The sequence below is a fragment of the Kitasatospora sp. NPDC101183 genome (assembly GCF_044767945.1).
Classification (GTDB): domain Bacteria; phylum Actinomycetota; class Actinomycetes; order Streptomycetales; family Streptomycetaceae; genus Kitasatospora.
Genome location: NZ_JBIWOW010000052.1, coordinates 1 through 15,481, shown reverse-complemented (window position 1 = coordinate 15,481; position 15,481 = coordinate 1). Strand labels below are relative to the sequence as shown.

6 protein-coding genes are annotated in these 15,481 nt (G+C 75.6%); 1 reads left to right on the top strand and 5 read right to left on the bottom strand.

Annotated elements, in window-relative coordinates; all coding sequences use genetic code 11:
* Positions 1–43: 43 nt before the first annotated feature.
* Positions 44–1,552: an MFS transporter gene (locus ACIRRS_RS37595; protein WP_402981315.1), complete on the top strand. Its 1,509-nt coding sequence runs from the start codon at positions 44–46 to the stop codon at positions 1,550–1,552.
* An 89-nt stretch (positions 1,553–1,641) separates the two neighbouring features.
* On the opposite strand, the gene ACIRRS_RS37590 is transcribed toward ACIRRS_RS37595, so the two are convergent.
* The 5 genes from ACIRRS_RS37590 to ACIRRS_RS37570 form a co-directional block, all read right to left on the bottom strand.
* The gene (locus ACIRRS_RS37590; RefSeq protein ID WP_402981312.1) at positions 1,642–3,114 is read right to left on the bottom strand and encodes an FAD-dependent monooxygenase; all 1,473 of its coding nucleotides are present in this window, start codon (positions 3,112–3,114) and stop codon (positions 1,642–1,644) included.
* A complete protein-coding gene (locus tag ACIRRS_RS37585) occupies positions 3,111–4,592 on the bottom strand; it encodes an FAD-dependent monooxygenase (protein ID WP_402981309.1) in 1,482 nt (493 codons plus the stop codon). Before ACIRRS_RS37585 ends, ACIRRS_RS37590 begins: the two co-directional genes overlap by 4 nt.
* A gap of 148 nt (positions 4,593–4,740) precedes the next feature.
* Positions 4,741–8,025: a type I polyketide synthase gene (locus ACIRRS_RS37580; protein ID WP_402981345.1), complete on the bottom strand. Its 3,285-nt coding sequence runs from the start codon at positions 8,023–8,025 to the stop codon at positions 4,741–4,743.
* Positions 8,026–8,092: 67 nt separating this feature from the next.
* The gene (locus ACIRRS_RS37575) at positions 8,093–13,861 is read right to left on the bottom strand and encodes an SDR family NAD(P)-dependent oxidoreductase (RefSeq protein WP_402981306.1); all 5,769 of its coding nucleotides are present in this window, start codon (positions 13,859–13,861) and stop codon (positions 8,093–8,095) included.
* Positions 13,862–13,948: 87 nt separating this feature from the next.
* A partial coding sequence (locus ACIRRS_RS37570) for an SDR family NAD(P)-dependent oxidoreductase (RefSeq protein ID WP_402981303.1) occupies positions 13,949–15,481 on the bottom strand: 1,533 nt, incomplete at its 5' end.

Genomic DNA, 15,481 nt, shown 5'->3' with positions numbered 1-15,481 from the left:
CGGATCCTCTTACCCACGTGTTCACGGCCCTGTGGAGGCTATCGTGACGACCTCGTCCACCCCGTCCCCGATCGTCGAGGACGGGGCGGAGCCGCCCGCGCCGGACTCGTCCGGCCCGCCGCATCCGGGCATCACCCTGGCGATCATCGCGGTCTGCCAGCTGATGATCATCCTGGACGCGACCATCGTGAACGTCGCCCTGCCCGACGTCCAGAAGGACCTCTCCTTCAGCGGATCCGACCTCTCCTGGGTGCTCAACGCCTACGCCCTCACCTTCGGCGGGCTCCTCCTGCTCGGCGGCCGCTTCGGCGACATCCTCGGCCGCCGCAAGGTGTTCGTCATCGGCGTCGCCGTCTTCACCGGGGCCTCGCTGCTCGGCGGCGTCACCCCCAACGGCGGCCTGCTGCTGCTCGCCCGCGCCCTCCAGGGCGTCGGCGCGGCCCTCGCCGCCCCCGGCACGCTCGCCCTGATCGCCACCAACTTCCCCGAGGGCAAGGCCCGGACGAAGGCCATGGGCGTCTACGGCGGGGTCACCGGCTCCGGCGCCGCGCTGGGCCTGATCCTCGGCGGCGTCCTGACCGACACCGCCTCCTGGCGCTGGGTCTTCTTCGTCAACATCCCCTTCGGCATCCTGATCGCCGTGCTCAGCCCGCGCTACGTCCGCGAGTCCGAGCGCAACCCCGGCCGCTTCGACCTGCTCGGCGCGCTCACCTCCACGGGCGGCATGGCGCTGCTGGTCTACGGGTTCATCAACGCCGGCTCCAAGAGCTGGGGCGACACCAGCACCCTGGCCTGCTTCGCCGGAGCCGTCGTCCTGCTCGGCGCGTTCCTCCTCGTCGAGACCCGCGCCGCCCAGCCGATCCTGCCGCTGCGGCTCTTCCGCGACCGGGACCGCACGATCCTGCTCGGCGCGATGCTCTTCCTCTCCGGCAACCTGGCCGGCATGTTCTTCTTCCTCACCCAGTTCGTGCAGGAGGTCATGAAGTTCAGCCCGATCAAGGCCGGCTTCGGCTTCGTGCCGGTGGCCTTCTCGCTGATCGCCGCCGCGGGCGTGGTGATGAAGGTGCTGACCAAGGTCGGCGCCAAGCCGCTCATGCTGACGGGCGCGGTGCTCGTCACCGGCGGCATGGTCTGGCTCGCGCAACTCCAGGCGGACAGTGGCTACCTGACCGGCCTGTTCGGCCCGATGGTCCTCATCGGCGTCGGCGCCGGGTTCTTCATCGTCCCGCTGAACATCATCGCCGTCGCCGGGGTGGAGCAGGAGGACGCGGGCGCCGCCTCCAGCCTGCTCAACGTCGTCACCCAGGTCGGCTCCGCGCTGGGCCTGGCCATCCTGGTCACCGTCTTCAGCTCCACCGTCAAGGACGAGACGGCGCACCCGCCGACGGACGTCGCCGCCGCCGACTTCCCCGCGCACCTGCTCGCGGTCGGCAGCTCGGCCGCCTTCTGGGTGGGCGCGGGCCTGGCCGTGGTCGCCGTGGTGGCCGCGCTGGTCGCCCGCTCCCGCGAGGTCCCGGACGACCCGGCGGCCGTGCTGACCGCCGTGCACTGACCGCCGTGCACTGACCGCTGGTCCCGTACGGCGAATGGCCGTGGCGGCGGAGTCGAACTCCGCTGCCACGGCCCTTTGGTGACGGTGCGTCAGTTCGCCTCGCCGAACCAGGTGGTGAGGGCGTGGTGGAGGGTGTCGGGGTCGTCGGTGGCGGCGGCGATGTGGCCGTCGGGGCGGACGAGGAGGGCGGCGGCGTCGAGCTCCGGGTGGGGCTCGGCCGTCACGGTGCGGACGCGGTCCTTCCAGCCGTCGGCGTCCAGCGGCGCGTCGGTGAAGCGGAGGAGCAGTCCGCGTCCGGTCCGCAGGAGCGAGTGGAGGCCCACCGGGCCCTCGGCGGTGGCGAGTTCGACCTCCGGGGCGAGCAGGCCGAGCAGGGGGTGCGGCTCGTCGGCGCCCTCGGGCAGCGGGGCCTCGTACCGCGTCCCGACACCGCCCGCCAGGTCCACCAGGAACCGGTTGGGGCCGTCGAAGGCCACCACCTCGCGCAGGATCTCCCGCAGGGGGCCGATCCGCTCCGTCGGGTGCAGCAGGGAGGTCTGCGCCCGGGTGGCCCGCAGGGCGGCCCGGCCGGCCGGGTGCCGCTCGGTGTGGTAGCTGTCCAGCAGGCCCTGCGGCGCGGTGCCGTCGACCGAGGCGGCCAGCTTCCAGCCCAGGTTCAGCGCGTCCTCCAGCGCCGTGCTCAACGCCAGCCCGCCCAGCGGGTAGTGGACGTGCGCGGCGTCCCCCGCCAGCAGCACCCGGCCCGCGCGGTACTGCTCGGCCTGGCGCGCCGCGTCGTCGAAGCGGGCCGACCAGAGCGGCTCCAGCGGGCCGAGGTCCAGACCGGCGATGCGCAGCGCCGCCCCGGCGAGCTCCTCGCCCGTGACCGGCCCGGACGGCCCCTCCTGCGGCGGGCGGCCGAACTCGGTGGTGATCAGCCGCAGCCGGTCCGGCCCCACCGGCGCGCCCATGAACAGCCCGGCGTCGAAGTGCCGGGCGCCGAACACCTCCGGCGGCAGGGCCGCGAAGTCCACCCGGACGTCGGCGACCAGCCCGGAGGCCTCGGCGGCCTCGCCGGGGAACGCGATGCCCGCCAGGGCGCGGACGGCGCTGCGCGGCCCGTCCGCGCCCACCAGGTAGGCCGCGTCCAGGTCGTACGTGCCGCCCGGGCCGGTGACCTCGACACGGACGCCGCCGTCGTGCTGCGTCAGCCCCGTCACCTCGTGGCCGCGCCGGATCTCCACGCCCGCGCCCAGGGAGGCCTCGATCCGCTCCTCCACCCGGGACTGCGGCAGCAGGTGCGGGTAGCGGGCCTGGCCGCCGACGCGGTCCGGGTCCAGCCACAGCAGGGAGAAGTGCACCTGCGGCAGGGGCAGGGCAAAGGGCCGCAACTCCTCGTACAGGCCCCGGCGTTCGAGCACGGAGACGGCGGCGGTGTTGAGGGCGACCCCGGCCGCCGTCCGCTCGCCCGGCGCGGACAGCTCCAGCACCACCACCGGGACGCCGGCCCGGTCCAGCTCGGAGGCGAGGGTCAGCCCGGTGATCCCGGCGCCGGCGACCACCACCGGCGGGGCGGCCGTCACCGGGCACCGCCGTCGGTCGAGGGGGTGCCGAACCAGGTGGTGAGGGCGTGGTGGAGGGCGTCGGGGTCGTCGGTGGCGGCGGCGATGTGGCCGTCGGGGCGGACGAGGAGGGCGGCGGCGTCCAGCTCGGGGTGGGGCGCGGCCGTGACGGTGTCGATCCGGTCGTTCCAGCCGCCGGTGTCCAGCGGCGCGTCGGTGAAGCGGATCAGCAGCCCGCGTCCGGCGTGCAGGAGGGACGGCAGGCTCACCGACCCCTCGGCGGTGGCGAGTTCGACGTCCGGGGCGAGCAGCCCGAGCAGGGGGTGCGGCTCGCCGGCGCCCTCCGGCAGCGGGAACTCGTACCGCGTGCCGACGCCCGTCACCAGGTTCAGCAGGAAGTCGTTGACCTCGGGGAACTTCACCAGCTCGCCGAAGATCTCGCGCAGCGGCGTGATCTTCTCCAGCGGGTAGAGCAGCGACACCTGGGCCTGGGTGTTCACGCAGACCCGGCGGCCCACCGGCCGGCGCTCCGCCTCGTAGCTGTCCAGCAGGCCCTCGGGCGCCCGGCCCTGGACGGCCGCCGCCAGCTTCCAGCCCAGGTTGAAGGCGTCCTGGAGGCCGGTGTTGAGGCCCTGGCCGCCGATCGGGTAGTGGACGTGCGCGGCGTCCCCGGCCAGCAGCACCCGGCCCGAGCGGTACTCGTCCGCCAGCCGGGTGGAGTTGCCGAACCGGGACAGCCAGGTGGTCTCCTCGAAGTCCGGCGCCGTGCCGGTGACCCGCTTGATCGCCTCGCGCAGCTCCTCGTCCGTCACCGGGACGTCGTTGTCCGGGCGCTCCTGGTCGAACTCCGTCGTCATCAGGCGCAGCTTGCGGCCGTTCTCGATCGGCACCGTCGCCATCCAGCCGCCCGGGTAGAGCAGCGCCGAGTAGTCGACCTTCTCGCCCTCCTTGACGACCACGTCGCCCAGCACCCCGTAGAACGCCGAACCGGAGCCCGGGAAGCCGATCCCGGCCAGCTTGCGCACCCGGCTGTGGCCGCCGTCCGCGCCGACCAGGTAGGCCGCGTCCAGCCGGTACGGCCCGTCCGGCCCGTCGACCTCGACGACCACCCCGTCCTCGTCCTGGGTGAAGCCCGTCAGCTCGTGGCCGCGCCGGATCTCCGTGCCCAGCTCCGTCGCCCAGCCCTCCAGGGCGTTCTCGGTGCGCCACTGCGGCACGGCGAGGGTGTAGTCCTCCTTCGGGCCCTCCGGGCGCTTCAGCCAGAACAGGCCGAAGTGCATGGCCGGCCAGACCTCCGTCTCCGGGGTGCGGAACCGGGGGACGAGGCCGCGCTGGTTCAGGATCTCGATGCTGCGCACGTGCAGGCCGAGACCGCGGGACTCGCCGCTCGGCTCCGGCAGCCGCTCCAGCACGACGGTGTCGACGCCGGCCAGCCGCAGTTCGGCGGCGAGCAGCAGTCCGGTCGGTCCGGCGCCTGCGATGACGACCCTCTGGCTCACGGGCGGGGCTCCTTCGATGGGGTGGACGCCCCCGATGCCCCCGGGCGCACCTCGGCGGCGCACCGGGACGGGGGAGGGGGAGGCGCCGCGGACGCGCGACACCTCCCCCGAGCCTGGGCCGGGCGGCCAAACCGGGCCTTGGCGGCGGCTAAACCGTTGCTGCCGCCGTCTCCCTCGCCGCCGCCTCCGGTGCCGCCTCCCAGGGGATCCGCCGGACCAGCTCCCGGGCCAGCGCCGTCGCGTCCGGGTGGTCGTAGGTGAGGTCGGCGGGCAGGTCGGCGCCGAGCAGGTTGGAGAGCCGGGTGCGCAGCTCCAGGGCGGTGAAGGAGGTGAACCCCGCGTCCAGGAAGGGCTCCGCGGCGCCCAGCTCCTCCGGCGAGTCGTGGCCCAGCACCGTCGCCGCGTGCAGGCGCACGAGGGCGAGCAGTGCGCCCTCGCGCTCGCCCGGGGCCAGGGCCGCCAGCTCCGCGCGCAGCCGCTCGGCCGCGCCCTCCTCGGCGGGCTCCTGCGCCTCCTCCTCCGGCGGCCCGGCCTGCGCGGGCGCGGTGCGCAGCCGCCAGGCGGCCAGCTCGGGCAGGACGGCGGCGAGCCGCTCGGCGAGGCCGGGGCTCTGTTCGCCCTCGGTGGCCAGGAGTTCGGCGAGCGCCGGGGCGCCCTCCTCGACGGCCGCCCAGAACCGGTCCTCGACCGGTGCGGGTGTGGCGGGCGAGGCCTCCAGCCAGTACGTCCTGCGCTGGAAGGCGTAGCCGGGCAGATCGGCCAGCGGCCCCCGGCCGGTGCCGTGCACGGCCGCCCAGTCCACCGGCGCCCCGCCCACGTGCAGCCGGGCCACCGCCTCCAGCACCGAGGCCGCCTCCGGGCGCCCCCGGCGCAGCACCGGCAGGACCTCGGCGCCCGGCCGCTCGGCCGCCAGTGCCTCCTGCACCAGCGGCGCGAGCACCGCGTCCGGCCCGACTTCCACGAACCGGCCGACGCCCTCGGAGAGCAGCGTGCGCAGCCCGTCGTGGAACCGGACGGCCTCGCGGACGTGCCGCACCCAGTACGCGGGCGAGGCCAGCAGCCCCGGCTCCGCCAGCGCGCCCGTCAGGTTGGACACCAGCGGGATGCGCGGCGCCGCGTACGCGAGGCCCTCGGCGATGCTCGCGAACTCGTCCAGGACCGGGTCCATCAGCGGGGAGTGGAACGCGTGGCTGACCTGGAGGCGGCGCGTCCTGCGCCCCAACTCCCGCCAGCGCTCGGCGATTTCGGTGACCGCCTTCTCCTCCCCGGAGATCACCGTGGAGGCCGGGCCGTTGACGGCGGCGATCGCCACCCGGCCCTCGTACCCGGCCAGCGAGGCGAGCACCTGCCGCTCGGGCGCGCGGACGGAGACCATCGCCCCGCCCTCCGGCAGCGCGTCCATCAGCCGGGCGCGGGCCGCGACCAGCGCGGCCGCGTCCTCCAGGGTCAGCACGCCCGCCGCGTGGGCGGCCGTGAACTCGCCGACCGAGTGCCCGCCGACCAGCTCCGGCCGTACGCCCCAGGACTCCAGCAGCCGGAACAGGGCGGTGCCCACCGCGAACAGGGCGGGCTGCGTCCACACCGTACGGTGCACCAGGTCGGCGTCCGGGGAGCCCGGTTCGGCGAACACCAGCTCGCGCAGCGGCCGCCCCAGGTGCGGGGCCAGGGCCGCGTCCACCGCGTCGAAGGCCTCCGCGTACGCCGGGTACGTCTCGTACAACTCCCGTCCCATCGCCGGGCGTTGGCTGCCCTGGCCGGAGAACAGGAAGGCGGTTCGGCCGGAGGGCGGGCCGCCGGGCCCCACCCGCAGCAGCCCGGGCGCGTCGGTGCCCCGGGCGAGCGCGGCCAGCGCCTCCAGCCGGGCCCGGGGATCGGCCGAGACCACGGCGGCCCGGTGGGCCAGCGGGGTGCGGGCGAGGGCCAGGGTGCGGGCCACGGCCGGCGCCCCGGCGGGCGGGCCCTCGGCCAGGCGGGCGTGCAGGCGCTGGGCCTGGGCGCGCAGCGCCGTCGGGGAGTGGCCGGAGAGCAGCCAGGCCTGGGGGGTGTCCTCGGGCTCGGACGGCTCCTGATTCGGCTCGGGGGCGGGGGCTTGTTCGAGGATCAGGTGGGCGTTGGTGCCGCTGATGCCGAAGGAGGAGACGGCGGCCCGGCGGGGCCGCCCGGCGGCGGGCCAGGGGCGGTGGGCGGTGAGGAGCTCGACCTTCCCGGCCGTCCAGTCCACGTGCGGGGAGGGCGCGTCGAGGTGCAGGGAGCGGGGGAGTTCGCCGTGCCGGAACGCCTCGATCATCTTGATGACCCCGGCGACGCCGGCCGCCGCCTGGGTGTGCCCGATGTTCGACTTCACCGACCCCAGGTGGAGCGGGGCCTCGCGGTCCTGGCCGTACGTGGCGAGGATCGCCTGCGCCTCGATCGGGTCGCCGAGGGTGGTGCCCGTGCCGTGCGCCTCCACCACGTCGACGTCCGCCGTGCCCAGCCCGGCGTTGGCCAGCGCCGCCCGGATCACGCGCTGCTGCGCCGGGCCGTTCGGCGCCGTCAGCCCGTTGCTCGCGCCGTCCTGGTTGACGGCCGAGCCGCGCAGGACGGCCAGGACCGGGTGCCCGTTGCGCCGGGCGTCCGACAGCCGCTCCAGGACCAGCAGGCCCGCGCCCTCACCCCAGCCCGTGCCGTCGGCGGCCGCCGCGAACGGCTTGCAGCGCCCGTCCGGGGCCAGCCCGCGCTGATGGCTGAACTCGGTGAACACCCCCGGCGTCGCCATCACCGTCGCCCCGCCTGCCAGGGCGAGGTCGGACTCGCCCGACCGCAGGGACTGCGCCGCCAGATGGACCGCCACCAGGGAGGAGGAACAGGCCGTGTCCACCGTCACCGCCGGACCCTCCAGCCCCAGCGTGTACGCGATCCGGCCCGTCGCCACGCTGCTCGCGCTGCCGTTGCCGATCCACCCCTCGAAGCCCTCCGGCACCGCCGGGTACAGCCGCGCGCCGTAGTCGTCGTACATCACCCCGGCGAACACCCCCGTGCGCGACCCGCGCAGCGAGGACGGGGCGATGCCCGCCCGCTCCAGCACCTCCCAGGCCAGCTCCAGCAGCAGCCGCTGCTGGGGGTCCGTGGCCAGCGCCTCGCGCGGACTGATCCCGAAGAACGCGGCGTCAAAGTCCCCCGCCCCGTACAGGAACCCGCCCTCGCGGGTGTACGCCGTGCCCCGGTGGTCCGGGTCCGGGTGGTACAGGTTCTCCGTGACCCATCCCCGGCCCTGCGGGAACGGCCCGATCGCGTCCACACCGTCCGCGACCAGCCGCCACAGGTCCTCCGGCGACTCCACCCCGCCGGGGAAGCGGCAGGCCGCCGCGACCACCGCGATCGGCTCGCTGCGCTCCGCCTCCAGCGCCGCGACCCGGCCCCGGGTGCGGTGCAGGTCCTCCGTGACCCACTTCAGGTAGTCGACCAGCTTCTGCTGGTCGGCCTGCTGGTTGTCGCTCATGGTTCTACCTCCCCCTTCGGTCTCAGTGCTCCGCCGGGCCGGAGCGGCCGAGCGTGGTGTCGATGAACGCCATCAGCCCGTCGAGGTCCGCGCCGCGGATCGACTCGCTGACCGCCTCCTGGTCCTCCGGCCCCGCCGCCGGCCGCGCCACACCCCACCGGCCGCGCAGCGCCTCCAACCGGACGGCGACCCGGCCCAGCCCCGCACCGTCCAGCCCCGCCGCCGCCAACTCGGCCTCCAGCCTGTCCAGTTCGGCGACCAGCCGATCCGCCTCGGCACCCGGCCGGGGCTCGGCCGCCGCCCGCAGGAAACCGGCCAGCGCACCGGCCGTCGGATGATCGAAGACCAGCGTCACCGGCAACCGCAGACCGGTGGCCGCGCCCAGGCGATTGCGCAGCTCCACGGCCGTGAGCGAGTCGAAGCCCAACTCCTTGAACGAGCGCTCCACCGGCACCGTTGCCGGATCGGCGTGCCCCAGCACCACCGCGACCTCCCCCCGCACCAGCCGCAGCACCACCGCGTCCCGCTCCTCCGCCGGAACCCCGGCCAACCGCTCCGCCAGGGGCTTCTCCTGCGCCCTGTTGGACGGCCGTCCGGCCGCACGCACCAGCTCCCGGAACACCGGCGGCACCGCCCCGGCCGCCCGCAGACCCGCCGAATGCAGCGTCGCCGCCAGCAGCAGCGGCTCCGGCGAGGCCAGGGCCAGATCCAGCAGCTCCAGGCCCAGCGCGGACGGGATCGCGGCGAAACCACTCCGCGCGATCCGCGCGTGGTCCGCGGCCGACAGGTGCCCGGTCAGCCCCCCGCCGTCCGCCCACCGGCCCCAGGCCACCGACACCGCCGGCAGGCCGAGGGTGTGGCGGTGCTGCGCCAGCGCGTCCAGGAACGTGTTCGCCGCCGCGTAGTTGGCCTGCCCCGGCGCGCCCGCCAGACCGGCCGCCGAGGAGAACAGCACGAACGCCGCCAGGTCCTGGCCTGCCGTCAACTCGTGCAGATGCCAGGCCGCGTCCGCCTTCGGCCGCAGGACGGCCGACAGGCGCTCGGGCGTCAGCGACTCGAGGGTGCCGTCGTCGAGCGCGCCGGCCGAATGCACCACGGCGGTCAGCGGGTGGTCGTTCGGGACGCTCTCCAGCAGCTCCCGCAGAGCCTCGCGGTCCGCGACGTCGCAGGCCGCGACGCGGACGCGGGCGCCCAGGGCCGCCAACTCGTCGGCGAACGCGCCCGCCCCGGGCGCCTCGGGGCCGCTGCGCCCGGCGAGGAGGAGGTGACGGACGCCGTGGCGCTCCACCAGGTGCCGGGCGACGAGCCTGCCGAGCAGCCCGGTGCCGCCGGTGATCAGCACCGTGCCTGCGGGGTCGAGGGCGACGGGGTTTCCGGGGGCTGCCGCGGTGCTACGGGCGGCGGGCTGCGGCGGTCCGGCCGCCTCAACCCGGGTCAACCGGGGCACCAGGGCGGCGCCGTTACGCACCGCTAGCTGCGACTCCCCGGCGGCCAGCGCACCGGCCAGGGCGGTCGGCAGGATGCGGAGGGAGGAGGTCAGGCCGTCGAGGTCGGCGACGGCGAACCGGCCGGGCTGCTCGTTGGCGGCGCTGCGCAGCAGGCCCCAGAGCGGGGAGTCGCCGAGCACGACCCGGTCCTGAGGCCCGGTGGCCACCGCCTCGGCGGTGACGCCCACCAGCACGGCATCCCCGGTCCACTCCTGCCCGGCCCACTCGGTGGCCACCCCGAGGGCCCGCCGCGCCCCGGCATGGGCGGCGGCGAGGAGGTCGGGCTGCTGCGGGGTGTGGTCGCCGCCCCCGGCCCGGCCTTCGGCCTGGGCCGGGGCGGTGGTGCGTGTTTGGGGCTGGCCGGTGCGGGTGGTGGTGCCGTGGATCGGCGTGCCCGGGAGCAGGGCCTGGCCTGAGGCCTCGGCTTCGGCCGTGGCCGAGGCGCGTGGCTGGGGCTGGTCGGGCAGGACTCCGATGGCCTGGGGGGCCGCTGAGTCGAGGGGGGTGAGGAAGACGGCGGGGAGTGGGGCGCCGGCGTCCACGGCGGCGTGGGCGGACGGCAGGTCGGGGTGGTGGACGGTCTTGACGCCCGCTGCGGCGAGCGCATCGGCGAGGCCGGGGAGGTCGGGGCCGAGGAGGGCCCAGGGGCGGTCGCCCGGGGGCGGGGTGGTGAGGGGGAGCGGGGTCCAGGCGAGGCGGAACAGGGAGTCGGCGGCGCGGCCGACGGCGCGGGCCAGTTGGGCGTGGGAGATGCGACGGAACTCCAGGCGGGCCACTGATCCCAGTTCGGCGCCGTCCTCGTCCAGGAGCGTCACCGAGGCCGCCTCGCCGTCGAGCCGCGAGACCCGGACCCGCAGGGCCCGGGGCGCGGTCGGGCGCAGGGTGACGCCGTGCCAGGCGAAGGGCAGGCGCACGCCGTCCGCCTCGTCGTCCTGGTCCCGCGCGGCGGCCAGGACGAGGACGTGCAGGGTCGCGTCCAGCAGCGCCGGGTGGACGGCGAATCCGTCGGGCTCGGCGTCCGCGCGGACTTCCGCGTACAGGTCCGCGCCCTGGCGCCAGGCGCGGGTGAGGCCCTGGAAGGCGGGGCCGTAGACGTAGCCCCGGGCGGCCAGGAGGTCGTAGTGGCCGGTGAGGTCGAGCGGTTCCGCGCCCGGCGGGGGCCAGGCCCCGGTGAGCGCGGCGGGGCGGGGGGCGTCCGCCGGGCCGAGCAGGCCGGAGGCGTGCCGGGTCCACTCGGCCGGCTCGGCGCCCCGGGGGCGCTGCGGGCGGGAGTGGATGCCGACGGGCCGTCGCCCGGCCTCGTCCGGCGGCCCGGCGCGGAGCTGGAGCTGGAGCGTCTCGCCCGGGGCGACCGCGACCGGGGCCTCCAGGGCGAGTTCGGCCAGCTCCGGAAGCCCGAGCGCGGTGCCCGCGTGCAGGGCCGCCTCGACCAGGGCTGCGCCCGGCAGCAGCACGGTGTCCAGCACGGCGTGGTCGGCCAGCCAGGGCTGCTCGGTGGCGGAGAGCCGCCCGGTCAGCACGAGTGTGCCGTCCTCGGCGAGCGGCAGCGACCCGGTGAGGAGCGGGTGCCCGCTCGGTTCGAGGCCCGGGCCGCCGGGGCCCTCGCCGGTCGGCACCTGGAGCCAGTGGCGGGTGCGCTGGAAGGGGTAGGTGGGCAGGTCGGTGGGGGTGGGGGTGCGGTCCTGGGTGGTCCAGCGTCGGACGGGGGCGCCGGTGGTCCAGGCGGTGGCGAGGGCGGTGAGGAACTGGGCGTGGTCGTCGTGGTCGCGCCGCAGCGTGCCGTGGACGGTGGTGCCCTCGGCGCCCAGGTCGTCCAGGGTCTGCTGGAGCGCGTACGTCAGCACCGGGTGCGGGCTGGTCTCGACGAAGTGGGTGTGCCCGTCCCGGTGGAGCCGGGTGACCGTCTCGTGCAGCCGGACGGTCTGGCGCAGGTTGCGGTACCAGTAGTCGGCGGTGAGCCCGGTGGTGTCGATCGGCTCGGCGGTGACGGTCGAGTAGAAGGGCACCGTCGCCTGGCGCGGCTGGATGTCGTGGAGGAGGTGGGTGAGCTGGGGTTGGAGGGGTTCGACGTGGTGGCTGTGGGAGGCGTAGTCGACGGGGATGCGGCGGGAGTCGGGGTGGTGGGTTTGGAGGGTGTCGAGTTCGGTGGCGTTGCCGCTGATGACGGTGGTGGCGGGGCCGTTGGTGGCGGCGATGGCGAGGCCGGGGGTGAGGGTGATGCGCTCAGGCGGCTGGGGGATGGAGAGCATGCCGCCGTGGCCGGTGATGGTGGTGATGGCCCGGGAGCGGAGGGCGACGATTTTGGCGGCGTCGTGGAGGGTGAGGGCGCCGGCGGTGTAGGCGGCGGCGATTTCTCCTTGGGAGTGGCCGAGGACGGCGTCGGGGTGGATGCCGTGGGTCTGCCAGGTGTGGGCGAGGCTGGTCATGACGGCGAAGAGGACGGGCTGGACGACGTCGACCCGTTCGAGGGCGGAGGCGTTCCGGAGGACGTCGAGGAGGTCCCAGTCGGTGTGGGGTGCCAGCGCTTCGGCGCAGGCGTGGATGTGGTCGCGGAACGCGGGGGAGTGGGCGAGCAGGGCGCGTCCCATCCCGATCCACTGCGAACCCTGACCGGGGAAGACGAAGACGGTACGGGTGTCGCCGTGCGCGGTGTCGCTCCGCAGCGCCGGATGGGCCTGGCCGTCCGCCAACGCGGCGAGGGCGTCGCGTAGTTCGGCCTGGTCGGCGGTGACGACGGCGGCCCGGTGCGGGTGCGCGGCACGGGTCGTGGCCAGGGCGTGGGCGGTGTCGGCGGGAGCGGCGCCCGTCGTGTCCAGGTGGGCGCGCAGTCGGACGGCCTGCTCGCGCAGGGCGGGCTCGGTGTGCCCGGAGACGGGCCAGATCAGCGGCCCGTCGTCCACCTCGGCAGGCTCCACCACCTCGACGGCCGGGGCCTGTTCGAGGATCAGGTGGGCGTTGGTGCCGCTGATCCCGAAGGCGGACACGGCCGCCCGGCGCGGCCGCCCGGTCTCCGGCCAGGCGCGGTGCCCGGCCAGCGGCGCGATCCGCCCGGCCGTCCAGTCCACGTGCGGGGACGGTTCGTCGAGGTGCAGGGAGCGCGGGAGTTCGCCGTGCCGGACGGCTTCGATCATCTTGATGACCCCGGCGACGCCGGCCGCCGCCTGGGTGTGCCCGATGTTGGACTTGATCGAGCCGAGGTAGAGCGGCGCCTCACGCCCCTGCCCGTACGTGGCCAGCAGCGCCTGCGCCTCGATCGGGTCCCCCAGCGTCGTCCCCGTGCCGTGCGCCTCCACCGCGTCCACGTCCGACGGGCTCAACTGTGCGTCGGCCAGGGCCTCCTGGATCACCCGGCGCTGGGACGGCCCGTTGGGCGCGGTCAGCCCGTTGCTGGCACCGTCCTGGTTGACGGCGGAGCCGCGCAGGACGGCCAGCACCGGGTGCCCGTTGCGCCGCGCGTCCGACAGCTTCTCCAGCACCAGCACGCCGACGCCCTCGGAGAACCCCGTCCCGTCCGACCCGGCCGCGAACGGCTTGCACCGGCCGTCCGGCGCCAGCCCGCGCTGACGGCTGAACTCGACGAAGATGTTCGGCGTCGACATCACCACCACCCCGCCCGCCAGGGCGAGTTCGGACTCGCCCCGGCGCAGCGACTGGGCGGCGAGGTGGATCGTCACCAGCGAGGAGGAGCAGGCGGTGTCCACGGTCAGCGCCGGGCCCTCCAGCCCCAGCACGTACGAGACCCGGCCGGAGAGCACGCTCGCCGCGGCCCCCGTGATGACGTAACCCTCCACCGCCGTCGGCACGGTGGGGGTGCGGGAGGCGTAGTCGTGCGAGGAGGCGCCGACGAACACCCCGGTACGGGAGCCGCGCAGCCCGGTCGGATCCAGCCCTGCCCGCTCCAGCGCCTCCCAGGCCGTCTCCAGGAACAGCCGCTGCTGCGGGTCCATCGCCAGCGCCTCGCGCGGGCTGATCCCGAACAGCTCCGCGTCGAACTCGGCTGCGTCGTACAGGAATCCGCCCTCGCGGACGTACGAGGTGCCGGAGTGCTCCGGGTCGGCGTCGTAGAGGTTCTCCAGGTCCCAGCCGCGGTCGGTGGGGAACGGGCCGATGGCGTCGACGCCGTCCGCGACGAGTCGCCACAGGTCCTCCGGTGACTCCACCCCGCCGGGGAAGCGGCAGCCGATGCCGACCACGGCGACCGGCTCGTGGTCGCGGGCCTCCGCCTCCTGGAGCCGCCGACGGGTGTCCTGGAGGTCCGCGGTCGCCCGCCGGAGGTACTCGACCAGCTTCTGTTCGTCTGCCATGTCCCCTGTGCCTTCCTCGAAGTCCTTGCCGTGCAGTGCGCGTTGACGGTCGTCCCGGCCTCGGGTGCCGTCAGCTCCGGTCGCCGTTCAGCTCCGGTCGCCGTCGATGAGGGCGAAGAGCTCCTCCTCGGTGGCGCTCGCCACGTCGAGGGCCGGCGCCGCCGCTTCGTCGACGGGCTCCGCCAACTGGGCCAGCAGGGCGCGCAGTCGGCTCAGCTCCGGGCCCGCCAGCGTCGTCCCGGCCGCCACCGCCCCGGTCAGTGCCGCCTCCAACGCGATGGCCTCCGGGGCCTGTTCGGCCTCCTCGCCGGAGTCGGCGCGCTCGGGGACGTCCAACTCCTCCAGCAGCCGGGCCGCGAGGGCTTCGGGGGTGGGGTGGTCGAAGACGAGGGTGGTGGGGAGGGGGAGTCCGGTGGCGGTGCGCAGGCGGTTGCGGAGTTCGACGGCGGTGAGGGAGTCGAAGCCCAGCTCCTTGAACGGCTGCCCGGCGCCGAGCCGGCTCGGGTCCGGGTGGGCGAGGACGGTCGCCGCCTCGCCGCGCACCAGGTCCAGCAGCAGGTTCCGCCGGGCCGAGGCGTTCAGCGGGCCCAGCCGGTCGGCCAGCGAGGGGCCGCCCGCCGTCGCGGAGGCCGCCGCCGCCCGCCGCAGCGGCGGGCGCAGCACGCTGCGCAGCAGGGCCGGCACCCGGGCGCCGGCGGTGCCCGGGCGGATCGGCAGGGCCGTGACGACGGGCTGGGCGCCGGCCAGTGCCGCGTCCAGCAGGGCCAGGCCCTCGGCGGTGCTCAGCGGACGCGTGCCGGAGCGGGCGAGCTGCGCGCGGTCGGCGTGGGTGGTGAGGGTGCTGGTGTCGTTCCAGAGGCCGTAGGCGATGGAGGTGGCGGGTTGGCCGTGGGTGTGGCGGTGGTGGGCGAGGGCGTCGAGGGCGGCGTTGGCGGCGGCGTAGTTGGCTTGGCCGGGGGTGCCGAGGGTTCCTGCGGCGGAGGAGAGGAGGAGGAAGGCGGTGAGGTTGTGGTGGCGGGTGGTGTGGTGGAGGTTCCAGGCGGCGTCGATCTTGGGCCGCAGGACGGTGTCGAGCCGTTCGGGGGTGAGGGATTCGAGGGTTCCGTCGTCGAGGACGCCGGCGGCGTGGACGACGGCGGTGAGGGGGTGCTCGGCGGGCACGGTGTCGAGGGCTGCGGTGAGGGCGTCGAGGTCGGCGGCGTCCGTGGCCGTGATCGTGACGGTGGCGCCCAACTCCTCCAGCTCGGCCCTGAGTTCGGCCGCGCCCGGGCTCTGCTCGCCCTGGCGGCTGAGGAGGAGCAGGTGGCGGATGCCGTGGCGGGTGGTGAGGTGGCGGGCGATGTGGGCGCCGAGGGTGCCGGTGCCGCCGGAGATGAGGACGGTGCCGTTGGTGTCCAGGGGCTGCGGGATGGTCAGCGCCAGCTTCCCGATGTGGCGGCCCGAGGCCAGGTGACGCAGCGCCTTCGAGGCGTCGGCGACGTTCCACGCCGTGACCGGGAGCGGTTCGAGTGCTCCCTGCTCCAGGAGTTGGGTGAGTTCTTGGAGCATGTGGTGGATGTGGTCGGGGCCGGTTTGGTGCATGTCGAAGTGGGTGTAGGTGACGCCGGTTTGTTGGTGGGT